This window comes from Exiguobacterium sp. s189 (genome assembly GCF_018617615.1).
Lineage (GTDB): Bacteria > Bacillota > Bacilli > Exiguobacteriales > Exiguobacteriaceae > Exiguobacterium > Exiguobacterium aestuarii_A.
Window position 1 is genome coordinate 71,023 of the sequence record NZ_JACSKM010000008.1, and the last position, 21,474, is coordinate 92,496.

The following is a 21,474-nucleotide window of genomic DNA, read 5'->3' on the forward strand; positions in this document are numbered from 1 at the left end:
TAAAGAGAGGCGACGAGGGAAATCCCTAGCCGCCCGTCCCCTATTTAGTCTAGACCGACTTCGTCATTGACGATATCGAATGCTTCCATGACCTCTTCGAAGTCTTCATCGTCTTCGACGAGCTTCAAGATGAATTCGCCATCTTCAAGTTCTTCAATTTCAAATGCGTATACTTCGATTGTGTCTTCATCTTCTGTTTCCGGAGCGCCGACTGGTTCGAGTACAACGAATGTTTTCTTCGAACGGTCGCTTGTCATACGGAAAATTTCTGCAAATAAGTGCTCGTCTCCATTTTCATCTGGAATACGGTACATTTCTTCTTCACGACGGATTTCTGCCATGAGAGATTCCTCCTTATTTCCCGGAACGGTCCAGGTAGTTTTGTAAAATCATCACGGCCGCCATTTTGTCGATGACCGCTTTTCTCTTTTTGCGGCTGACATCTGCTGAAATGAGCATCCGTTCCGCTTGCATCGTCGTTAATCGTTCATCCACCAACACGCAAGGTAAGCCTGTCTGTTCGGTGAACGCCTCGGCAAACGCCTCTGACGCCTCACCGCGCGGACCAACTGTCCCATTCATGTTTTTCGGGTGACCGACGACAACTTCTTTCACATCGTACTGCTCGATAAACGGACGAAGGAGACGGACGGCTTCGTCAAAGTCGGGTTCGGTCCAGTAGACCGTCTCCACACCTTGCGCCGTCCATCCCATCAGGTCACTCACTGCGACACCAATTGTCTTCGATCCGACATCGAGTCCCATGACTCGCTTCATATTAATCCTCTCTACGATCGTTCAAATACGATTTGACCAACTCTTCGAGAAGCTCATCCCGCTCAATTTTGCGAATCAAGTTTCGCGCATCATTATGACGTGGGATGTAGGCGGGGTCACCTGATAATAAGTATCCCACGATTTGATTGATCGGTTGATAACCTTTTTCCTCGAGTGCTTGATATACCGTAATCAGCGTCTCACGTGTGTTAGCACGTTGATCATCTTCTGGAAAATTGAATTGCATCGTGCGATCCATTTGGCTCACAAGAATCCACCTCTTTCCGTTTGCACTTCACACTCTATTATGCCAGTGATTGAACGTAATGTGAAGCAAACTTCAATGCTTCGTCCAGTTTTGTTGCATCACGGCCACCTGCTTGTGCCATGTCTGGACGACCGCCACCACCGCCACCACAGCGTGTTGCGACTTCTTTAATGAGTTTTCCGGCATGGAAGCCACGGTCGTTCAAGTCTTTCGTCACACCTGCGACGAGGTTGACCTTCTCACCGTTCGCTGACCCGAGGATAATCACGGCAGAACCGAGCTTCCCTTTCAAGTCATCGACCATGCTACGGAGAGCGTCCATGTCTTGTCCATCGACACGCTTCGCAATCAATTGGACGTCACCAATCGTTTCGATTGCATCCGTCAATGAAGAAGCTTCGATGTTCGCAAGTTTCGCTTTGAGCGACTCTGAAGCACGCTCCACGTCTTTGATTTCAGCTTGGAGCGCTTGAACACGTGCTGGAACTTCGAGTGGTTTCGTCTTCAACAGTTTCGCTGCCGCTTCGAGCGTCTCGATTTGCTGGTTCATCACTTCGTATGCGCCAGCCCCAGTGACCGCTTCGATTCGACGCGTTCCTGCGCCAATCCCTGACTCAGACAAGATCTTAAAGAGTCCGATTTCAGCCGTGTTGGATACGTGAATCCCACCGCAAAGCTCAACCGAGTAGTCCCCGGCCGATACGACACGAACGACATCACCATATTTCTCACCGAAGAGTGCCATCGCACCTTTTGCTTTCGCATCTGCGATATTCATTTCTTCGATGTCGACACCAATCGATGCCCAAATCTTCTCGTTCACTTGACGCTCAATCGATTGAAGCTCTTCCGCTGTCACTTGACCGAAGTGAGAGAAGTCGAAACGAAGACGATCTGGTGTCACGAGTGACCCAGCCTGGTTGACATGCTCGCCGAGCGTGTCTTTCAAGGCACGGTGAAGGAGGTGCGTCGCCGTATGGTTCTTCACGATCGCTTGACGTGAGTCTTGGTCAACCGTTGCTGTCACTGCCACTTCCGCTTTCGCGACGCCTGACTCGACTGTGACCGTGTGCAAGTTTTGCCCGTTCGGTGCTTTCGACACATCTTTTACGCGAAGAAGGAAGTCTTCGCCGACGATTTGACCTTTGTCACCGATTTGACCGCCGCTCTCAGCGTAGAATGGCGTTTGATCGAGGATCACTTGCGCTTCTTCCCCTGCAGCGACGACGTCAACGAGTTCCCCGTCGTGAATCAAGCTGACGATTTTCGCGTTCGTCTCAAGATTGTTGTATCCGAGGAATGTCGATGGCATCGTGATGTCCGCGAGTACGCCAGACTGGATTTGCATCGATTCGACGTCAGCGCGCGCTTGACGTGCACGTTCACGTTGCTCATTCATCGCTTCTTTGAAGCCGTCCTCATCGACCGTCATCTGATGGTCTTCAGCGTATTCGATTGTCAATTCGAGCGGGAAACCGTACGTGTCGTAAAGACGGAACGCGTCTTGACCGCTAATCACGTTTGACCCTGCTGCTTTTTGTGCTTTCGCGACTTCGTTCAAGATTGCAAGTCCATCGTTCAACGTTTCATGGAAACGCTCCTCCTCGTTCTTGATGACTTTCTTGATGAAGTCTTTCTTCTCGTTCACTTGTGGATAGAAGTCGACCATAATGTCACCGACGACGTCGACAAGCTCATGCATGAACGGACGCTCGATGCCAAGCATCTTCGCATAGCGGACCGCACGGCGGAGCAGACGACGGAGGACATATCCACGTCCTTCGTTCGACGGGAGTGCACCGTCCCCGATCGCGAACGATACGGTACGGATGTGGTCAGCGATGACCTTGAAAGCAACGTCTTTGCTGCTATCTTGACGATACACGTCGCCACTGATTTTTTCTGTTTCACGAATGATTGGCATGAAGAGGTCAGTATCGAAGTTTGTCGGTACGTCTTGAAGGACGCTCGCCATCCGTTCGAGTCCCATCCCCGTATCAATGTTTTTACGTGGAAGCTCTGTATAGTTGCCGTGTCCGTCATGGTTATATTGGCTGAATACGATGTTCCAAATTTCAAGGTAACGCTCGTTCTCTCCGCCTGGGTAGAGTTCAGGATCTGTCGGGTCGTCTCCGAACGCAGGACCACGGTCGAAGAAAATTTCGGTGTTCGGACCAGATGGGCCTTCGCCGATTTCCCAGAAGTTATCTTCAAGTGGGATGATGCGATCAGCCGGCATGCCGAGGTTCAACCAGATTTGTTTTGATTCTTCATCGTCTGGGTGAATCGTGACAGAGAGGCGATCTGGGTCGAGACCGTACCATTCGTCACTCGTCAAGAGTTCCCAGCCCCATGTGATCGCTTCTTCACGGAAGTATTCTCCGACCGAGAAGTTCCCGAGCATTTCGAAGAACGTATGGTGACGTGCTGTCTTCCCGACGTTCTCGATATCGTTCGTACGAATCGATTTTTGTGCGTTGACGATTCGTGGGTTCGCTGGGATGACACGTCCATCAAAGTATTTCTTCAATGTCGCGACACCAGAGTTGATCCATAGAAGAGTAGGATCTTCGACCGGTACGAGCGACGCACTCGGCTCAACGCTGTGACCTTTTGATTTGAAGAAATCTAAGTACATTTGGCGAATCTGTGCGCCAGTCAATGATTTGAGCGGTTTCATGAACAATTCCTCCTTATTTCTGAACGAAACGAAAAAAAGCGATGCCTGCCCCTGTGGAAAGGGACGAAAGCATCGCTTCGTGGTACCACCCTCGTTCGCACGGTAAATACCGTGCCTCGAACATCCGGTAACGTGGATGAGGCGCCCAGTTTGAATGGGGACTCCAGAATAGCTTCGGTCGGCCGACCCCCATCTTCTCGCAGCCTAGGAAGATGTCTCTGTAGAGGCGGTGACGACGTACTCATTTCCTTCATCGTCTGTATCGTTTCAGTTGTCTATTCGTCATTATCACACGCGCTTATGAAGACGTCAAGACTTCCCGCCTAAGCGTTCGACCAATTTTGTCCGCCGTACGGGTTCTTCTTCTCGCGTTGCCGCCTCGAGTGCCCGTACGTCCCCAAACAACAGCAAGCTTTTCTTCGCCCGTGTCACGGCCGTATAAATCAAGTTTCGCGATGAGCGGAAGCCGCCGTTAAAGAAGACCGGCATGAGTACGATTGGGAACTCGGACCCTTGTGACTTATGAATCGTGATGGCGTAGGCGTGGGTGAACTGATCCCATTCACTACGGTTATATTCGACTTCCGTCTGATCGAATCGGATATAAATTTTATCGACTTTATCAACGTTCTCTTTCGCGTAGAAGATGTTCGTGATCTCACCGATGTCCCCGTTATAGACGTTCTCTTCGGCGTTGTTGACGAGTTGTAGCACTTTATCGCCATTTCGATAAATACGCGTCCCATGTTTCACTTCACGGGCACTCGATTTTGGATTGAACACGTGTTGAAGCGCTTCGTTCAGCCCATCGATTCCGCACACTCCTCGATACGTCGGAGCGAGCACTTGGATATCAAATGGTGAATACCCTTTCCGGAGGGCCGCTCCTGCCATCTGACAAATCGCTTGAAGCGCCGTCTCTTGGTTCGCCGTATAGAAACGACGGTCCGGAAGCGCCGCCAATAAATCTTCTGGCATCTTTTTGGCGTTCAAGGAATGGGCGAGCCGTAAAATACTCGACTCCGACGCTTGACGGTGGACGACGTCGAGGCGGACGACCGGAATCCCATCCGTCGCCATCAAATCGGCGAGTACTTGTCCCGGTCCGACTGACGGGAGCTGATCGCGGTCCCCGACGAACAAGATCTTCATGCCGTTCGGTACCGCTTTGAGTAAGCTTCTGAACAAGAAGATATCAATCATCGACGCCTCGTCGACGATGAGCACTTTCCCCGCAAGTGGGTTCGTCTCATCGACTTGGAACGAACTTCCGTCAAACTTTAACAGACGGTGAATCGTTGATGCCGGAAGACCCGTCGATTCACTGAGTCGCTTCGCGGCCCGACCCGTCGGTGCGGCCAAGACGAACGGGAACGGTTGGTTCGGTACGGGCTCTAACTTCCAGTCGAAGACGTCACTCAGTGCGTGAATAATCCCACGGACAACCGTCGTCTTCCCCGTACCCGGCCCACCGGTGAGTACCATGAGCGGTGATTTGAGCGCGAGCTCAATCGCTTCTCGCTGTTGGGTCGCATATTCAATCGAAAACATTTCCTCGACACGTCCGACCGCATCAAAGATTGTCGTCATGTCTACGTCTTCCGTCGTTGATGTCGCCATGATGCGCGCCAATTCCTCTGCCGCCTTCCGTTCAGCGCGGAACACGCGAGGATGATAGACGACGCCGTCATCGATGACGACACGTTCTTCTTTCGCAAGCGACTCTAATGCCGTGACGAGCGCGTCACCTGGGTCTGCTCCGATGATTCGTGGCATCTCTGCTTCGAGTTGATCCGCTGTCACATAAAGATGACCGTTCCCTTGTTCGAGCTCTAACACGTAAAGTACCGCTGCCGCGATGCGTTCAGGATGAACGCCTTGAATCCCGAAATGCGCGGCGATGGCATCCGCTGTCTTGAATCCAATGCCTTGTACATCGTACATGAGCGCATACGGATTCTTTTCAATCGTCTCCATCGCCCGTCCTTCATATTCTTTATGAATCTTTGAGGCGAGACGCGGTGTCACGTCAAACGGGGCGAGAAACAAGAGCAGTTGGTCGACCCCGTATAAGACGTTCAGACGTTCCGTGATCACACGCGCCTGCTTTTCTTTTAACCCCTCGACTTCTGACAGGATACTCGGATGTTTCACGATTTGGTCGATGCAATCATCTCCGAGCGTATCCGCGATCTTCTGAGCGGTCTTTTGTCCGATCCCGGGAAAGGAACCGTTCGTCAAAAAGCGGACGGCTGCTCGTTTCGTCATCGGAACGACGCGACGAATCCAATCCGCCTTCATCTGTTTTCCAAATCGGGGATGTTCAACGAGACGACCGTGCGCCTTATACGTTTCCCCTTTTTCGATGCCGACCCCGACGCCAGCGATGACCATCTCGGTCTCGTCCGTCTCAAAGTTCTTTTCTTTTATTCGTACGAGCGCAATGGTGTGCGCTTCTTCTTCTGATTGAAACAGGACTCGAATGACTTTTCCAGTCAACTCGTAAGGTGCTGCCATCATATCCGACACCTCCAGCTATTTTTCCACCATTCATTATAGCCCGAGATGAATCGATTGAACAAATCACCTAGTCGAACAGACTCAAGATTTGCTCGATTCGGTCGAGGTCGACGACTTCCAAAATGCGAATGAGTTGTTCGAGGTCGACCCGGTCCAAGATGCGCTCGACTTGTTCGAGGTCCACCTCTTCAATTAAGCGTTGAATCCGGTCTAAGTCACCCGACGCCTCGTACGCCTCGAGTCTCGTGAAGAGTTCTGTCTTCTCGATTCGAATCGAATCCTCCAACATCCCCCGAGCACCAAATAAGACAAGACCGATGACCCCAAATTGAATCAACCAATTCGTCACGACTTTCCAGAATGGGACGGTCTGTCCGATGAATGGGATGAGCGGGATGAACGTCAATTGTAGGAATAAGATTCCGACCTGAACGTATACGTTCGGAATCAACAAACCTAAAATCGCAAGAATCAATGGAACGATCCAGCCGACCCCGACATGTTCAGACGTGAGTTGCCAGGACCTCTGTTCTGCGTACACATAATGAACAATCCAGCCGACAATGAGGAGCGCCACGAATAGAATGAGCAACAGCGTTAAAAGCCCCTGCGGTTCGACGACCACTTGATATAAAATCGTGTTCGTCCACTTCCCATCCGCAAGTCGTTGGTTCACCGTTTCAAATAATTGCGTGAACCACACATACTCAATAATAAAAAATAAAATGACACTGACCATGCTATATTTTCGCAAACGATTCGACCTCCTTCTATAAAGTGTCATTCCCTCACTTCAAGACAGCTAGTCGCGTTTTTGATTGATGGAAAGCGGGAACTGTTCGAATGACACATTGAAGGAGGAGTCATACATGGGTAAACGAATTCCAGTCAGCGGATTATGTGAACTTGTATTAGAAGTGACAGATATGGAAGAAGCCGTATCCTTTTGGCATGAAAAATTAGGTCTCCCGATCGTCGAACAATGGGTCGGAGACGATGCCGAGCCAAGTGAATCGCAAGAACAAGCGAATGAGCCATGGGCAACGTGGCTCTACATCGGAGGGAATACGCGGCTAGGGCTTTGGTTGAAACGTAACTTTACGGAAGAAGAGGATGCGAACCGAAAACAAGACGTGACCGAGTGGGACACGCTCTATGATGAAGGTGGGGTCCATGTCCACTGTGCGTTCTTCGTTCCGATGGAGTCGTTTGAAAAGGCACTCGAGATCCTAGATGAGACCGATGTGCCTGTAAAACTACGGACATGGGACGAGGATGAGACAAAGAATGGGAAAGAACGCTCGGCGTACTTTAAAGATCCGAGCCACAACATCATCGAACTGTATACGAAAAATATGGACGAGGCATACGGCGACTTCGCCGGGGAACCCGTCAAAATCACGACGAAACAACTTTAATTGCCACCAAAAAAAGTGCCATCGCTCCATTGCGATGGCACTTTCCTATCCAAGAAATCAGTTCCCGAGCAGTGCGTCCATCTTCGCGATGGCATCACGTGCGAGTTCATGATCCGGTTGCATCTCCAAGACGCGTTGAAGTTCGGCATACGTCCGTTCCTGGTCACCCAAGAACGCATACGCGATTGCCAAGTTGTAACGGGCATCCGTATGGCTCGCATCGAGGTCGAGCGTCTCTTCTAACGCGACGACCGCTTCTTCGAGCTGTTCACTTTGTGCGAGTGCAAGTCCGTATTGGAACGTGATTTCCACGTCTTCCGGCGATTGTTTCTTCGCTTCACGCAGGCGCGGCATCGCACGAACGAAGTCACCCATCGCTTTGTACGTCAAGCCGAGCATGAAATGAAGATCAGCATCATCCATCCCTGAGAGGAGCGCTTGGCGAAGCGATGCTTCTGCCGTCTCCAATTCCTCGAGTTCATAGGCAAGGGCACCTTTCGCATAATGTGCGGCACCGAACGAGCCATCGAGTTCAATCGCTTTGTCATAGAAGATGACGGCACGATCGTAATCGTTGATCGCCTGAAGTAACGTCCCCATGTTGACGAAACCAGTCGGGTCTGTCGGGTTCGCCTCAATCGCCTCATTAAAATGTTTGGCTGCCTGTTCGAATTCACCTTGTTGCATCGCTTGGATGCCTTGTTCGTTTGCATTCATATCAATCACCTCATCCGATATAGTCGAGTCGTTTTCCGTTTCGGTACGCTTCGTCAATCGTTGCCCCACCGAGACAGATGTCGCCGTCATAGAAGACGACCGCTTGTCCAGGAGTTATGGCACGTTGTGGCTCATCGAACTTGACGAGTACTTCGCCGCCCTCAAGTGGAGCGACCGTGACCGGCACGTCTTGTTGACGATAGCGGAACTTCGCCGTCGCCCGGAATTCTCCTGTAGGAGCAGCCCCTGTCCACGAAAGTTTCGAAGCGAGAAGCGCATCTGAATAGAGCGCATCGTGATGGAAGCCTTGTCCGACGAACAAGACGTTGTTCTCGACATCTTTTCCGACGACGAACCAAGGGTCCCCATCGCCACCGATGCCGAGACCGTGACGCTGTCCGAGCGTATAATACATCAACCCGTCATGACGTCCTTTAACGACACCGTCGAGCGTCCGCATTTCACCAGGTTGTGACGGAAGGTATTCCGACAAGAACTCTTTAAAGTTCCGCTCACCGATGAAGCAGATTCCCGTCGAATCTTTTTTCTTCGCTGTCGCGAGTCCTGCTTCTTCAGCAATGACACGCACATCTTTCTTGTCCATATGACCAATCGGGAACATCGTTCGCGCGAGCTGGTCTTGAGACAGTTGGTTCAAGAAATACGTTTGGTCTTTGTTGTCGTCTTTCCCGCGCAACAAGCGGTGTTCGCCGTCGACGTATTCCACTTGTGCATAATGGCCGGTTGCGACAAAGTCCGCACCGAGTCGAAGCGCATGGTCCAAGAACGCCTTGAATTTGATTTCTTTGTTACACATGACGTCCGGGTTCGGTGTACGACCGAGACGATATTCTGCCAAGAAATACTCAAAGACACGGTCCCAATATTCTTTTTCAAAGTTGACCGCATAGTATGGGATCCCGATTTGGTTCGCGACGGCGATGACGTCTTCATAGTCCTCTGTCGCCGTACATACACCATTTTCGTCCGTGTCATCCCAGTTTTTCATAAAAATCCCGATGACGTTATACCCTTGTTCTTTCAATACGTGGGCCGTCACCGATGAATCGACGCCACCTGACATCCCGACGACGACCGTCGTCTCTTCAGGGGCTTTCGTGCGTAAATTCATCTATCTCACTCCGTTCATAAATGTCGAGACGACTTCTTGTAGTCGCTCCGCGAGCCGTTTCGCGTCCTCGACCGAGTTGCCGTGGCCAAAACTGATTCGAACAGACTGACGCGTCCGTTCTGAATCCCCGTACATCGCCGACAATACATGGGACGGTTCGACCGACCCTGCCGTGCAGGCACTTCCGCTTGAAATCGCCATGCCCCGCATATCCATCATGATGAGGAAGGGTTCAAGGTCAATTCCAGGAAGGTATAAGTTCACGATGTGAGGTAAACGATCTGATCCGTTCACCTCATAAGATACGCCTAATTCGTCAAGGCGCTGACGTAGTGCCAGATCGAGCGACTCATACAGAGCCACTCGGTCCTCACGCTCTGCCATGACGAGTTCAGCTGCTTTTTGGAATCCGACGGCACCCGGAACATTTTCCGTGCCGGCTCGACGTTTACGTTCTTGTTGTCCACCAAAAGAACGTGACGCTAATTTTACACCTGTTTTCATGAAAAGAAAACCGATACCTTTTGGTCCATTCACTTTATGTGCGGACGCCGACAATAAATCGACATGAATCGCCTTTACATCAATCAGTTCTGTCCCGAGGGCTTGTACTGCATCGGTATGGAAGAGAGCCTGATGGTCTTGTAACAACTCCCCGATTTCTTGAATCGGTTGGCGTGTCCCGACTTCGTTATTGCCGTACATGACCGATACGAGTATCGTGTCATCCCGTAAGGCTGAACGCACGGCGTCGACAGTGACGGCTCCCGACGCATCGACATCGAGATACGTGACGTCGAAGCCTTCACGCTCGAGTTGTTCCATCGCATGAAGAACGGCATGATGCTCGACTTTTGTCGTGATGATGTGTTTTCCTTTTTCCTGATGGGCATATGCAGCACCGAACAAGGCATAGTTATCCGACTCCGTCCCACCCGACGTAAAGACGATTTCGTTTGGTGACGCACCGATCCATTTCGCGAGGACGCGACGTGACGAGTCGAGCGCCGCTCGGGCGTTACGCCCGATTCCGTGGATGCTCGACGCGTTGCCGTATGTCTCTAAAAAGTAAGGAGTCATCGCCTCGAGGACTTCTGGTCGCATCGGTGTCGTCGCAGCGTGATCAAAATAGTTCATGTAAGGGTCACCTCGTTCTTAAATATAAAACATATAGCCGTCTGACTCTTCCTCGGCAAGATCGGCGAGTGTCGTTTCGTCAAGGACGGTATCGATGGCTTCTTTGATTTTATCCCAAAGTTTCCGTTTCACCGCATCATCTGCTTCAGAATCCTCGACCACGGCTAACGGTCCTTCGAGTAAGCGAATGATTTCACCCGCCGTCACTTCTTCCGCCGGTTTGACGAGTTGATAGCCACCGTACGCGCCGCGTACGCTCTTGACGAGTCCCCCATTGCGGAGTGGACCGATCAATTGCTCTAAATAATGCTCCGGCAACTCATGGCGTGCCGCAATCTTCTTTAAGCTGAGCGGTTTGTTGTCAGTTTCTCGCGCCAACGCAATCATGATGGTTAAGCCATAACGGCCTTTTGTAGATATTTTCATCTTCAAGTCTCCTTCTGTTATACTAATCGAACAAACGTTTGTCGAAAGGAATGGTTACGTATGCCTGATTTGTTTCATCAATCGAATGGCGGACCGCTCGCCAATCGCATGCGCCCCGAAACGTTAGATGACGTCATCGGACAGCGCCATATCATCGGTGAGGGCAAGCTACTTCGCCGTGCCATCGAAGCCGACCGACTCGGTACAATTATTCTATATGGTCCGCCGGGCACCGGGAAGACGACACTCGCCCGTGTCATTTCGAATTATACGAAAGCGACATTCGTCCAATTGAACGCCGTCACGGCCAAACTCGATGAATTACGGAACGTCATTCGTGAAGCGGAGTCCCGGTTTGACTACGAGGACGAGCGCACGATTCTGTTTTTAGATGAGATCCATCGTTTTAATAAGCTCCAGCAGGATGCGCTCCTCCCGGCCCTTGAGTCCGGAAAGCTCGTCCTCATCGGAGCGACGACCGAAAATCCAAGCTTTGAAGTGAACGCCGCCCTCTTGTCACGGGCGACCGTGTTCCGGCTTGAGCCACCGGGTGCCGAGGAGTTACGTGCCGTTCTCGAGCGGGCATTACATGACACACGCGGTCTCGGAAATTACCCGGTGAAGATGGATGAAGCTGCTGCTGACCATTATATCAAAATGGCGGATGGTGACTACCGTGTTCTATTGAACGCACTCGAGCTCGCCGTCTTGACAACGCCGGAAGTGGACGGACAGATTCATATCACGCTCGAGGTCGCCGAAGAGTCAATTCAACAGAAGTCGATCAAGTACGATAAGACGGGTGACCGTCATTATGACGTCATCTCGGCGTTCATTAAATCGATTCGCGGGTCGGACCCGGATGCGGCGCTTTACTGGCTAGCCGTCATGATCGAGGCTGGCGAATCGCCGCGCTTCATCATGCGTCGCCTTTACGTCCATGCCGCCGAAGATATCGGAATGAGCGACCCGAACGCACTACTCATCGTGGATGCGGCGGCTCGAGCGAGCGAATACATCGGTTTCCCGGAAGCTCGCATCCCGATTGCAGAAGCTGTCCTCTATTTGGCGACCGCACCAAAATCAAATGCGGTCATCACCGCCATCGACAAGGCACTCCATCACGTCCGGACAGTCGAGGGTGGACCTGTCCCCGTACATCTCCGTGACGCTCATAGTCCAGGGGCTCGCGAACTCGGAAACGGGGTCGGATACAAATACCCACACGATGAAAAAGATGGGTTCGTTCCTCAAAACTACTGGCCCGAAAACTTAGCCCGAAAACGACCAACCTACTATAAACCGACGCCACGTGGGTTCGAGCAACAGATTCAAAAGCGGCTCGATTATTGGGAAAAACGACGCGACTCGAAATGAGCCAGCGTCGTTTTATTTTTGGATGCGGTTGATTTCGACGCCCGCTTTTTCGAGCAAATCGTTAATGACGTAACCGGCAGCCACGAGTCCTGCAACCGATGGGACGAACGCGTTCGAACTCGGTGGCATCTTCGCTTTGCGAATCGGAGCGTCTTTCTTCCCGACGACTTCATTCACGTCTTCACGTGTCACAATCGGAGACTCATCCGAGAAGACGACCGGAACACCTTTGTAGATTTTTTCTTTACGTAGACGGGTACGGACCATCTTCGCAATCGGGTCGTATGACGTGTCTTTAATGTCGACGACTTTGATACGTGTCGGGTCCATCTTGTTCGCCATCCCCATGCTCGAGATGACCGGGATGCCGCGACGCTTACATTCTACGATTAAATGGATCTTATAAATGATCGTGTCCGAGGCGTCGATGACGTAATCGATATTTTGAGCGAAGAACTCTTCGTATGTCTCTTCTGTATAAAACATTTTCAATTGGACGAGGTCTAAGTCCGGGTTGATGTCGAGGAGACGTTTCCCCATCGCTTCGACTTTCGGTTGACCGACCGTCGACAATAATGCATGGATTTGACGGTTGACGTTCGTGATATCGATGTCATCTTTGTCGACGAGGACGATACGTCCGACACCACTGCGTGCAAGTGCCTCTGCCGCAAATGAGCCGACACCGCCGACACCTAAAATCGCGACCGTTTTATTCTTTAGAGCATCAAGGCCTTCAGAGCCGATGGCCAATTCATTTCGTGAAAACTGGTGTAACATATTTCTTCCTCCAACTAATTCTATTTTCTCATACTATTTTACTCGGAATTATATTCAAAAAAAAGACGTCTCGCGACGTATTTACAAAAAAATCGATGGGGCCCGGAGTGCCGTGACGATGCCTTGCTTTTGAACCTGCGTATGCAGGTGGGTGACCTAGCGTTTCCTTCACAAGTCCTCCTGCACGTGATGAGGCAGTTGATCTGGTTAGCAGTTCGGTCTCCCGTATTCAAAGTGTTGGCTCAAAATAACGAAGGCGGCTCTCGTACACCTCAGGTATCCCATCTGTTGATTTAACTATAGCGCTTCTGTAAAAAGAAGTCAATGAGAAACACCGACTTCTCGTGACAGTTTGGTCACAACCATTTGTTACGAAACGCACCATCTGGATCGTACGTGAACTGTTGACGCTCGATGTTGAAACGTCGATTTCGTGAGTCGTTTCCGACACCCGCCTGGTACGCCCAATTCCCCCAATTGCTCGCCACGTCGTAATCGATCAGTTTCGATTCAAAGTAGGCAGCCCCATAACGCCAGTCTTGCTCTAACTCTTTGGCGAAATAATTGGCCACGATTTGTCGTCCCCGATTGGACATCCATCCCGTCGCATTCAGTTCACGCATGAACGCATCAACGAAATCGACACCCGTCTCTCCCCGTCGCCATTTTCCAATGACGTCCGTGTCGACGCGCCAGTCTTTTCGTTTCGAGCGGATTCCTTGTGACCGAAATAATTTTTTCCCTTGTTCGAGCGCAACCCATTGGAAAAATTCACGCCACAAGAGTTCAAAGTAGAGCCAATAGGTCGATTCGTTCACTCCATGCGTTCGTTCATGCGCTTCAAGTTCAAAGAACACTCTCCGTGGCGATAATGACCCGTTCGTCAAATACGCAGACAGCTTCGTCGAGTCATCGACTCCAAACCCATTCCTCGTCTCTTTATATGTTCGAATCGGTACGGACAAATAGTCATTCAACCGACGCTTCGCAGCCAGTTCGCCACCTTTAAACGGAAATGCCGTCCTTGGGTCTTGCTCGACTTCTTGAACCGGAAACGGGAACGTCACCTCGCGCGTGGCAGCCGTCGCCTTTCGGGAAATTAGTTCACGAGGACGGACATCATATTCGACCTTTTTTCGGAACTCTGTGAAGAGAAACGGCATCTTCTCGAACGGGATGTCTTCTTCATCAAACAATGTGAAGCCTTCAAACGTTTTGTACTCCCCCTTCCACTTTTTCATTACCTCCTCTTCACGCCGACGCTCATTGTACCCGATGGCCCGTTGAAACAAGAGACGGTCGGTCGGGTCGAGCGTTTCGAGCGGATGTCCGACATGGACAAAAAACGGGATCCCGAGCGCATCCAATGAACCGGCCACATCCTCTAACGATTCTTTCAAGAAATGGAGTCGTTCGCTCCCGAGCGGAAGGACGCCATAACGATTTTCGACAAGTTGTTTTGGACTGATAAAATAATGACCTTCAATCGGTTCATCATGACGCAATGCTTCCTCGAGGGGCAAATGATCATCGACACGTAAATCGTTTTGATACCAAATGATTGTTTTCATGAATAGACCTCCTCCACTCCTTAGTATGATGGGTTTATATGCAGTTCATAAGAATAGAATGTGCTAGAGATATGTTTTTAAAATCAATTTGTGTGGAATATATTGTTCTAGAAGAGAAAGGGGTGCAGCATAATGGCTAAGAAAGGCAAAATGGGAACATTGATCAAAATCGCGACGGCGGTCGCACCGTTCGTCTACGATTACTATAAAAAGAACAAAGCAAAGAAATCACCGAAGAAATGAATCCAGCGTCTCAGCCAACAAGCTGAGGCGTTTTTTCATGTTTTCAAATCGAATGTGCTAAGATAAATCAATCATTTCATGGAAACGAGGCGATGTTCGTGCACGTTCGATCTATCCACTTTTTACGTATTCTTTTCAAATGGGGTCTCTTCATGACTGGGTTGTTCTTGCTCGCACTCGGGTCATCTATCATGATCACGGCAAATCTCGGTGTCTCCACCTGGGACGTCCTCCATATCGGGATTGCCCATCACCTTCCGATTTCAATCGGGACGGTGATTTTATGCGTGGGACTTCTACTCGTCCTATTCAAATACATACTCGACCGAATCCGCCCTCAATTCGGCACGCTCGTCAACGCGGTGTTTGTCGGGGTATTTATGAACCTGATTTTGAACGAGCAATGGCTCCCGGCATTCGATGGCTTATTTGTAAATGTCGTTTGGCTCACGTTCGGGATATTCGTGATGGGGATGGGAGCCGGTTTGTACGTCGCCGTCGGATATGGAGCTGGTCCACGAGATGGACTAACACTCGCATTAGCAGACCGTTTTCAAACGTCCGTCCGTTCCATGCGGACTTGGATGGAGCTGATCGCCTGTCTCATCGGTTGGGCACTCGGTGGACCACTTTTCTTCGGTACCGTCCTGTCGATTTTCCTCATCGGTCCGTTCTTCCAGTTCTGGTTGGAACGCTTCCGTCTGTTCATCGCCTACGTCGATCGCCTGAAAGTCAAATTTGCATAAAAAAGAGAATTAATACTTATATGTTCCCCGATAGGTAGATAGGTAAGGTAACAATCTTGATTATCTATTTGGAGGTTGTTTTTTACATTAATACAACATTTTTAAAGTGTGAACTGCTCCCTCCAAGCACAGAATGACAATTAATAATCTGTTCAAGCAGTCTAAACGCTTTTGAAAAATTTTAAATGTAGAACGACGGGTAAATCTCTACATCCAAATGAATTCCTCTATAGTTCTGAAACTTTGGCAAATATTATATTTCCCCATCTAAGCCCACAATAGTCTCAATTGAGAATTTTCAAAAAATCAGTGGTCCGGAAGCAATCTTTCATCTTGTCAAAGAGGAGACAGATGTCTCTCTAGTAAATTCAAGTTTTCCATTTCGCTTACCGAGACGATAATCTTCATAATGATAAGATAATAGAACCCTACTCAATCTCCAATAAGAGGGGAAATCGATAATTTTTTGGTTATTATTTCCACTTATGTGTTTATATTCAATCGAAGGTGGATTTCTAATTCTCGCCTAAAAAAACATACGCTTTAAGACAATCTGAAATACGGACTGTACTTAAGCGTATGGCTCTAAAGAAATCGATATATTTTGCGACTGGCACTAGTAGAAAAAATTATAAATATACTTTACCGTACAATTGACGCTGAGCACGATAATTCAGTGCTATATAAAGGAACAGGGGAAGTGTTGTTAAAGAAAGGATGAGGAATTTACTTTCAGTGAAGAACGATAATGAGTATATTGCAAAAACAGAGACACTATTTAATAAAATATACCTTCTATACTCTAGAACAGTGAAAAAATATGGGGTTTGTTTACCGAAGTATAACAACAAGAGCCCTATGAGCAGTAAGATTCTGAATTCACTGGTAATTAGGTTGTTCAGTATGGCATGAGAGATAGTATTCGCAACAATGCCAAAACCGATACAAACAAAAACATGAGTGAGAATTAATACATATCCTTTTGGATCATTATGACTTTCTTGTAGCAGGGGTAGAGAGTCAAAGTAGATCCACCATACTGCTCCAATCAGTAAAAAGCCGACAAATGCATTGGATATAACAGCTTGGGAAAAATCAATTTCTCGTAAAGAGTAAGAAATTGAAATGATTGATTCACCGAGTAAAATGATGACTAAAAGACCAAGTCGTTCAATAAAATGTTCACGATCAATGTTTTTGATAGCGGAAGATTTTAGTAAAAAGACAGGAACTAAAATTTAAATAAACATTCCTACGAGAAATAAGACGAAATTAAAGGGCTGTGGTATAAATGCGGCAATAATAAAGAGCACTATACCTGAAGAAATGATTTTTATTTGATTTTTTTTATAAATAATGAGTCACTTTTATCCTGATTATCTACTCTCATATACATTACTAAATAAATCGCTTGAATACTGATGAATAAAATTGTGAAAAAAACAAAGTTTTTTTCGAGTCCACGACTTACGACGCCATTCATAATGATAATCAATAGCATAACTCCTAGAGTCAAAACACGATGTATTCTACCATCGTTGTCGAAACGATTAGAATAAATAGTATGTTGCATCCAAAGCCACCAAATCGCTAAGAAGAGAAAAGGAAATTTCCAGAAGAATGCTCCGTCTAAGTGATTGTGATGTGTATGACCAAAACTATGAATTAGCTCACCCAAAAACACTACAAAAATCAGGTCGAAAAATAGTTCCAACCAAGACGCATGCCTGCCTTCACTCTCGTAAAGTCTCTTTATTATACATTTCACCTCTTCATTTAATTTATTTTACTTGAAACGGGTATATGTTTCTTAAATGCCCAAAAAATATTAATAATATCTACTAATCGAACTTGAGGAGGTATACTATGACAAACATTCTAGTGCTGGGAGCGAATGGGCGAATTGCTAAAAAGGCTATCCCGCTTTTACTTGAGTCGTCTGAAGTCCAATTAACATTGTTCTCAAGAAATAAGAACACAGAAATAGGAATAAATCAAAACGTTAGATGGATAGAAGGCGATGTATTGAATTCTAGCGACTTAAAAAATGCCTTGTCTGCTCAAGATATTGTCTATGCTAATTTGTCAGGAGATATGGGGAAGTTCGCTGAAAAAATAGTGAGGGCGATGGAGGAAGTTAACGTTAAACGCTTAATTTTCATTGTTTCATTAGGTATTTTTGACGAAGTTCCAGGTAAATTCGGAAAATGGAATAATGAAATGATAGGTGAATATCTCCCATCATTTCGTGAGGCATCTGACATTATCGAAGCCAGTGATCTATTGTATACCTTAATTCGTCCAGCATGGCTCACTGATTATGACGAGGTAGATTACGAGGTTACGCTTAAAGGGGAAGACTTCAAGGGAACTGAAGTATCAAGAAAGAGCGTGGCGGCATTGGTCAATTCCATTTGCCGAGATCCTTCCTTGTATGTCCGTGAAAATATTGGAGTAAATAAACCAAATACGGATGGAGAAAAACCTGCTTTTTATTGAAAAATAATTTAAGTTACCTTTCCATGACAATAGTCTAACATGTCCAGTACAATTTTTTGATTTGAAAACTACTCTAAATTATTTTATATACAAGAAGTCGATATTTGATCGATACAATATCAACTCAGTCAATAGTCTGTCCTTCAGGGATGGATACTCGCCATGGCGAGTTAACAAATTCGACTAAACGGTTTGAGCTCTGTCGAATAAAGATCTCAAACCGCTTAGGTCGACTTTGATTATTTGCCCTATCTACATTTGCAGGGAGAAATTTATGCAAAACGCAGACAGTTGTTTAAAGCAACAATACAACCTTTCCGAACTTACCGGATTGTTTGAAATACGTTTGTGCCTCACGCGCCTCTTCGAGCGGGAACGTCCGATCGATGACCGGTTTGAGCTTCCCTTCTGCAATCGACCGCAACATTTCTGCGAACTCATGACGTGTCCCGAGTACAGACCCGTACATGGCGATATGCTTCAAGTAGAGTGTCCGGAAATCGAGATGGGTCGTCTGCCCACCGGCAGAACCGGATATACAGAACTTCCCACCCTTCTTCAATACTTGAAGAGACACATCAAACAACGCATCCCCGACAACATCAAGCACGGCATCGACCGGACCACCGTTCGCAGCGATGATGTCCTCGGCGAGCGTCTCAGAACGATAAGAAAACACTTCTGTTGCCCCGAACGCCTTTAACTCTTTCTCATTCTTCAAATCACCGACGATGGCGAACACCTTTGCACCAAAAACGTTCGCGGCAATTTGAACGTTGAGTGAGCCGACCCCACCGCTCGCGCCTGTGACGACAATCGTTTCACCGGAACGGATGTGTAACTGCTCGTTCATATGCCATGCCGTGAGTCCGCTCACAGAAAAGACCGCACTCTCGACAAAATCATCAAGTGGCATATCAAAACAAAGGTCAGCCGGCCAGGCTACGTATTCTGCGTAACCTCCGTCATATTCCGACCCGATGAAGGACATATCGTCCGACAAATGTTCTTTTCGTTCAGGACCGCTCGAGGTGAATGGGAACAAGACGACGTGGCGTCCCATCATCCCTTGGTCGACCCCGTCCCCGAGCTCGACGATTTCTCCTGTGATATCCGATCCTGGAATACGCGGGAACTGGACGCCTTCCGGACGCCAACCTGACTTCTCACCAGTTCCGTAAGCCCCTTCTCTCATCCATATTTCTGTATTGTTAATCGCACAGGCACGTACCTTGATCAGCACTTCTCCAGCTTTCGGTGATGGTTTTGGGATATCAACCACTTGAAGTTGATCGACATCTCCATATCCTACGACTTGTACAGCTTTCATGGTGTATCTTCCTCCTTCTCTTTCGCTCATCCATATGTATTTACCCACGAACTACCCATATCACGCCAGAAAGGCCACCTTTTAAAAGGTGACCTCCCGTTTAAAGCTGTTGACGTTGTAATAGGTTCGTGAAGACGCCGCCTTTTTGGCTAAGCTCTTCATGCGTCCCATCTTCTACGATTCCTTCTGCCGTCACGACAAGAATGCGATCGGCATTTTTTACTGTCGCTAAACGGTGGGCGATGATGAGCGTCGTTCGATTCGCCGCCAATTCATTGAGTGAATCTTGAATGATCGCTTCAGTTTCCGTGTCGAGCGCCGAGGTCGCCTCATCCAAAATCAAAATCGGCGGATTTTTCAAGAACATGCGCGCAATGGCGATCCGTTGTTTCTGACCACCCGAGAGCTTCAGTCCCCGTTCACCAATCTGTGTGTCGAGACCGTGCTCGAGTTCCTCGACGAGCGTCCCAAGATGCGCTTTCTCGACCGCATGCATGATGTCCGCATCGGTCGCATCGAGCTTTCCGTAAGCGATATTCTCACGTAGCGTACCGGCAAACAAGAAGACGTCCTGTTGCACGATTCCAATTTGACGACGTAAGCTCTCTTTCGTCATGTCGCGGATATCCATGCCGTCAATCGAGATGGCACCATTCGTCACATCATAAAAGCGAGGGATGAGTGAACAGATGGTCGTTTTCCCCGCTCCGCTCGTCCCAACTAATGCGACGGTTGTTCCTGCCTTGATCGACAAGTCAATATCCGTCAACACTTGGCGGTAGTCCGAGTAGCCAAACGAGACGTCGTCAAAGACGATATCGCCCTTCAACGTCTCGACTTCGATCGCATTCGCACGGTTCTCGATGTCTGGCTCTTCATCGAGCAACTGCGTGAATCGCTTGAACCCGGCCATCCCTTTCGGATACATCTCGAGAAGCGCCGTGATCTTTTCAATCGGCTTAATGAGTAAGTTCATGTATAAGATGAACCCGACGAGTTGTCCGTACGATAATTGTCCTTCGTACGTTAAGTACGCCCCGTAGACGAGGACGAGCAACGTCATCAGACGCGTCGTGATGTAAATGCCTGCGAGCGACGTACTCATGACGCGATATGCCTCAATCTTCGAGCCGCGATAGAAGTTGTTGTCTTTTTGGAAACGTCCGATCTCGAATGCCTCGTTCGTAAACGACTGGACGACACGTGCCCCGGACACACTGTCCTCGACACGTGCGTTCACTTCCCCGATGTTCGTGTACATCTTTTGCCACGCCTTGTTCATATTCTTATTCGCATACGTGATCATGATGATCAGGAACGGTACCGCGACAACGGTGACGAGTGCGAGTTCCGGGTCGATCGAGAACATGATCCCGAACGCACCTAGTAACGTCATGATGGCGATAAAGAAGTCTTCCGGTCCGTGGTGCGCCACTTCCCCGATGTCGAACAAGTCGTTCGTCACCCGGCTCATCAAATGTCCGGTCTTATGATTATCAAAGAAGCGGAACGACTGTTTATGGATATGCGTGAACAACTCTTCCCGCATGTCCGTCTCGATGTTGATCCCGAGCTTGTGTCCCCAGTAGTTGACGACATACTGCATCATCATGGCCAATATGTATAGAATCAACAGACCGATGCTGACGATGATAATCCAGTTCCATTCCCCACCCGGCAACAAGTCGTCGATGAACCATTGAACGGCGAGCGGAAACCCGAGTTCAAGCAACCCGACGAGAATTGCGAATGAAAAATCGAGGATAAATAGCTTTTTATGTGGTCGATAATAATTAAAAAAACGTGAAATCATTCTCTTTCCCCCTTCTCAACACTCTAAGTGTACGCTTTTT

At 48.6% G+C, this 21,474-nt stretch carries 20 protein-coding genes and 1 other RNA gene; 4 read left to right on the plus strand and 17 right to left on the minus strand.

Annotated features, from left to right (window positions below):
- Positions 1-44: 44 nt before the first annotated feature.
- From KNO99_RS11050 to KNO99_RS11075, 6 genes are all read right to left on the minus strand, one after another.
- Entirely contained in the window at positions 45-341 is a 297-nt protein-coding gene (locus KNO99_RS11050; protein ID WP_078146594.1) for a DUF1292 domain-containing protein, read from the minus strand.
- 13 nt (positions 342-354) lie between these two features.
- Positions 355-777 (minus strand): Holliday junction resolvase RuvX, encoded by a 423-nt coding sequence (gene ruvX, locus KNO99_RS11055; RefSeq protein WP_015881197.1) that lies wholly within the window; start codon positions 775-777, stop codon positions 355-357.
- Between the two features lies 1 nt (position 778).
- The gene (locus KNO99_RS11060; protein WP_015881196.1) at positions 779-1,045 is read right to left on the minus strand and encodes an IreB family regulatory phosphoprotein; all 267 of its coding nucleotides are present in this window, start codon (positions 1,043-1,045) and stop codon (positions 779-781) included.
- A gap of 37 nt (positions 1,046-1,082) precedes the next feature.
- On the minus strand, positions 1,083-3,725 hold the full coding sequence (alaS, locus tag KNO99_RS11065) for an alanine--tRNA ligase (RefSeq protein WP_214748470.1): 2,643 nt from the start codon (positions 3,723-3,725) through the stop codon (positions 1,083-1,085).
- A 309-nt stretch (positions 3,726-4,034) separates the two neighbouring features.
- Complete coding sequence (gene recD2 / locus KNO99_RS11070) at positions 4,035-6,245, minus strand: SF1B family DNA helicase RecD2 (RefSeq protein ID WP_214748473.1); 2,211 nt, start codon at positions 6,243-6,245, stop codon at positions 4,035-4,037.
- A gap of 67 nt (positions 6,246-6,312) precedes the next feature.
- Positions 6,313-6,999, minus strand: a complete 687-nt coding sequence (locus KNO99_RS11075; RefSeq protein ID WP_214748476.1) for a hypothetical protein — start codon at positions 6,997-6,999, stop codon at positions 6,313-6,315.
- Between the two features lie 115 nt (positions 7,000-7,114).
- Here KNO99_RS11075 and KNO99_RS11080 point away from each other — a divergent pair, with 115 nt between their 5' ends.
- Entirely contained in the window at positions 7,115-7,663 is a 549-nt protein-coding gene (locus tag KNO99_RS11080; protein ID WP_214748479.1) for a VOC family protein, read from the plus strand.
- 57 nt (positions 7,664-7,720) lie between these two features.
- Here the strand turns inward: KNO99_RS11080 and KNO99_RS11085 are convergent, their stop codons facing one another.
- From KNO99_RS11085 to cymR, 4 genes are read right to left on the minus strand one after another with little or no spacing between them, the layout of a single operon-like run.
- Positions 7,721-8,470 (minus strand): tetratricopeptide repeat protein, encoded by a 750-nt coding sequence (locus tag KNO99_RS11085; RefSeq protein WP_251131042.1) that lies wholly within the window; start codon positions 8,468-8,470, stop codon positions 7,721-7,723.
- The gene (gene mnmA / locus KNO99_RS11090) at positions 8,391-9,512 is read right to left on the minus strand and encodes a tRNA 2-thiouridine(34) synthase MnmA (protein ID WP_214695422.1); all 1,122 of its coding nucleotides are present in this window, start codon (positions 9,510-9,512) and stop codon (positions 8,391-8,393) included. Before mnmA ends, KNO99_RS11085 begins: the two co-directional genes overlap by 80 nt.
- A complete protein-coding gene (locus KNO99_RS11095; protein WP_214748488.1) occupies positions 9,513-10,649 on the minus strand; it encodes a cysteine desulfurase family protein in 1,137 nt (378 codons plus the stop codon).
- An 18-nt stretch (positions 10,650-10,667) separates the two neighbouring features.
- A complete protein-coding gene (gene cymR / locus KNO99_RS11100) occupies positions 10,668-11,075 on the minus strand; it encodes a cysteine metabolism transcriptional regulator CymR (protein ID WP_026826435.1) in 408 nt (135 codons plus the stop codon).
- 60 nt (positions 11,076-11,135) lie between these two features.
- Between cymR and KNO99_RS11105 the strand changes: the two genes are divergently transcribed.
- Positions 11,136-12,452, plus strand: coding sequence for a replication-associated recombination protein A (locus tag KNO99_RS11105; RefSeq protein WP_214748491.1), 1,317 nt, complete (start codon positions 11,136-11,138; stop codon positions 12,450-12,452).
- A gap of 12 nt (positions 12,453-12,464) precedes the next feature.
- Here KNO99_RS11105 and KNO99_RS11110 read toward each other — a convergent pair whose 3' ends face one another.
- From KNO99_RS11110 to KNO99_RS11120, 3 genes are all read right to left on the minus strand, one after another.
- The gene (locus KNO99_RS11110; protein WP_214687847.1) at positions 12,465-13,232 is read right to left on the minus strand and encodes a tRNA threonylcarbamoyladenosine dehydratase; all 768 of its coding nucleotides are present in this window, start codon (positions 13,230-13,232) and stop codon (positions 12,465-12,467) included.
- A 95-nt stretch (positions 13,233-13,327) separates the two neighbouring features.
- Positions 13,328-13,514: non-coding RNA, 6S RNA (ssrS, locus tag KNO99_RS11115), on the minus strand.
- Between the two features lie 74 nt (positions 13,515-13,588).
- On the minus strand, positions 13,589-14,803 hold the full coding sequence (locus tag KNO99_RS11120) for a DASH family cryptochrome (protein ID WP_214748494.1): 1,215 nt from the start codon (positions 14,801-14,803) through the stop codon (positions 13,589-13,591).
- 335 nt (positions 14,804-15,138) lie between these two features.
- Here KNO99_RS11120 and KNO99_RS11125 point away from each other — a divergent pair, with 335 nt between their 5' ends.
- Positions 15,139-15,792: a DUF6198 family protein gene (locus KNO99_RS11125; RefSeq protein WP_214748497.1), complete on the plus strand. Its 654-nt coding sequence runs from the start codon at positions 15,139-15,141 to the stop codon at positions 15,790-15,792.
- A 629-nt stretch (positions 15,793-16,421) separates the two neighbouring features.
- Here KNO99_RS11125 and KNO99_RS15500 read toward each other — a convergent pair.
- Both KNO99_RS15500 and KNO99_RS15505 read right to left on the minus strand, forming a co-directional pair.
- Entirely contained in the window at positions 16,422-17,030 is a 609-nt protein-coding gene (locus tag KNO99_RS15500; RefSeq protein ID WP_214748556.1) for a low temperature requirement protein A, read from the minus strand.
- Positions 17,031-17,125: 95 nt separating this feature from the next.
- The gene (locus KNO99_RS15505) at positions 17,126-17,560 is read right to left on the minus strand and encodes a low temperature requirement protein A (protein WP_371743090.1); all 435 of its coding nucleotides are present in this window, start codon (positions 17,558-17,560) and stop codon (positions 17,126-17,128) included.
- Between the two features lie 98 nt (positions 17,561-17,658).
- Here KNO99_RS15505 and KNO99_RS11140 point away from each other — a divergent pair, with 98 nt between their 5' ends.
- The gene (locus KNO99_RS11140; RefSeq protein ID WP_214748503.1) at positions 17,659-18,291 is read left to right on the plus strand and encodes an SDR family oxidoreductase; all 633 of its coding nucleotides are present in this window, start codon (positions 17,659-17,661) and stop codon (positions 18,289-18,291) included.
- A 295-nt stretch (positions 18,292-18,586) separates the two neighbouring features.
- Here the strand turns inward: KNO99_RS11140 and KNO99_RS11145 are convergent, their stop codons facing one another.
- The gene (locus tag KNO99_RS11145) at positions 18,587-19,621 is read right to left on the minus strand and encodes an alcohol dehydrogenase family protein (protein WP_214748506.1); all 1,035 of its coding nucleotides are present in this window, start codon (positions 19,619-19,621) and stop codon (positions 18,587-18,589) included.
- Between the two features lie 100 nt (positions 19,622-19,721).
- A complete protein-coding gene (locus KNO99_RS11150) occupies positions 19,722-21,434 on the minus strand; it encodes an ABC transporter ATP-binding protein (protein ID WP_214748509.1) in 1,713 nt (570 codons plus the stop codon).
- Between the last annotated feature and the right edge of the window lie 40 nt (positions 21,435-21,474).

What these genes read in the sequence shown, in the direction of transcription:
- cymR (WP_026826435.1), bottom strand. Translation starts at nt 11,075, where the DNA reads ATGAAAATATCTACAAAAGGCCGTTATGGCTTAACCATCATGATTGCG.
- KNO99_RS11120 (WP_214748494.1), bottom strand. Translation starts at nt 14,803, where the DNA reads ATGAAAACAATCATTTGGTATCAAAACGATTTACGTGTCGATGATCAT.
- KNO99_RS11080 (WP_214748479.1), top strand. Translation starts at nt 7,115, where the DNA reads ATGGGTAAACGAATTCCAGTCAGCGGATTATGTGAACTTGTATTAGAA.
- recD2 (WP_214748473.1), bottom strand. Translation starts at nt 6,245, where the DNA reads ATGATGGCAGCACCTTACGAGTTGACTGGAAAAGTCATTCGAGTCCTG.
- KNO99_RS11085 (WP_251131042.1), bottom strand. Translation starts at nt 8,470, where the DNA reads ATGACGGCGACATCTGTCTCGGTGGGGCAACGATTGACGAAGCGTACC.
- KNO99_RS11150 (WP_214748509.1), bottom strand. Translation starts at nt 21,434, where the DNA reads ATGATTTCACGTTTTTTTAATTATTATCGACCACATAAAAAGCTATTT.
- mnmA (WP_214695422.1), bottom strand. Translation starts at nt 9,512, where the DNA reads ATGAATTTACGCACGAAAGCCCCTGAAGAGACGACGGTCGTCGTCGGG.
- KNO99_RS11140 (WP_214748503.1), top strand. Translation starts at nt 17,659, where the DNA reads ATGACAAACATTCTAGTGCTGGGAGCGAATGGGCGAATTGCTAAAAAG.
- KNO99_RS11110 (WP_214687847.1), bottom strand. Translation starts at nt 13,232, where the DNA reads ATGTTACACCAGTTTTCACGAAATGAATTGGCCATCGGCTCTGAAGGC.
- KNO99_RS11095 (WP_214748488.1), bottom strand. Translation starts at nt 10,649, where the DNA reads ATGAACTATTTTGATCACGCTGCGACGACACCGATGCGACCAGAAGTC.
- KNO99_RS11145 (WP_214748506.1), bottom strand. Translation starts at nt 19,621, where the DNA reads ATGAAAGCTGTACAAGTCGTAGGATATGGAGATGTCGATCAACTTCAA.
- ruvX (WP_015881197.1), bottom strand. Translation starts at nt 777, where the DNA reads ATGAAGCGAGTCATGGGACTCGATGTCGGATCGAAGACAATTGGTGTC.
- KNO99_RS11050 (WP_078146594.1), bottom strand. Translation starts at nt 341, where the DNA reads ATGGCAGAAATCCGTCGTGAAGAAGAAATGTACCGTATTCCAGATGAA.
- KNO99_RS11125 (WP_214748497.1), top strand. Translation starts at nt 15,139, where the DNA reads ATGTTCGTGCACGTTCGATCTATCCACTTTTTACGTATTCTTTTCAAA.
- alaS (WP_214748470.1), bottom strand. Translation starts at nt 3,725, where the DNA reads ATGAAACCGCTCAAATCATTGACTGGCGCACAGATTCGCCAAATGTAC.
- KNO99_RS11105 (WP_214748491.1), top strand. Translation starts at nt 11,136, where the DNA reads ATGCCTGATTTGTTTCATCAATCGAATGGCGGACCGCTCGCCAATCGC.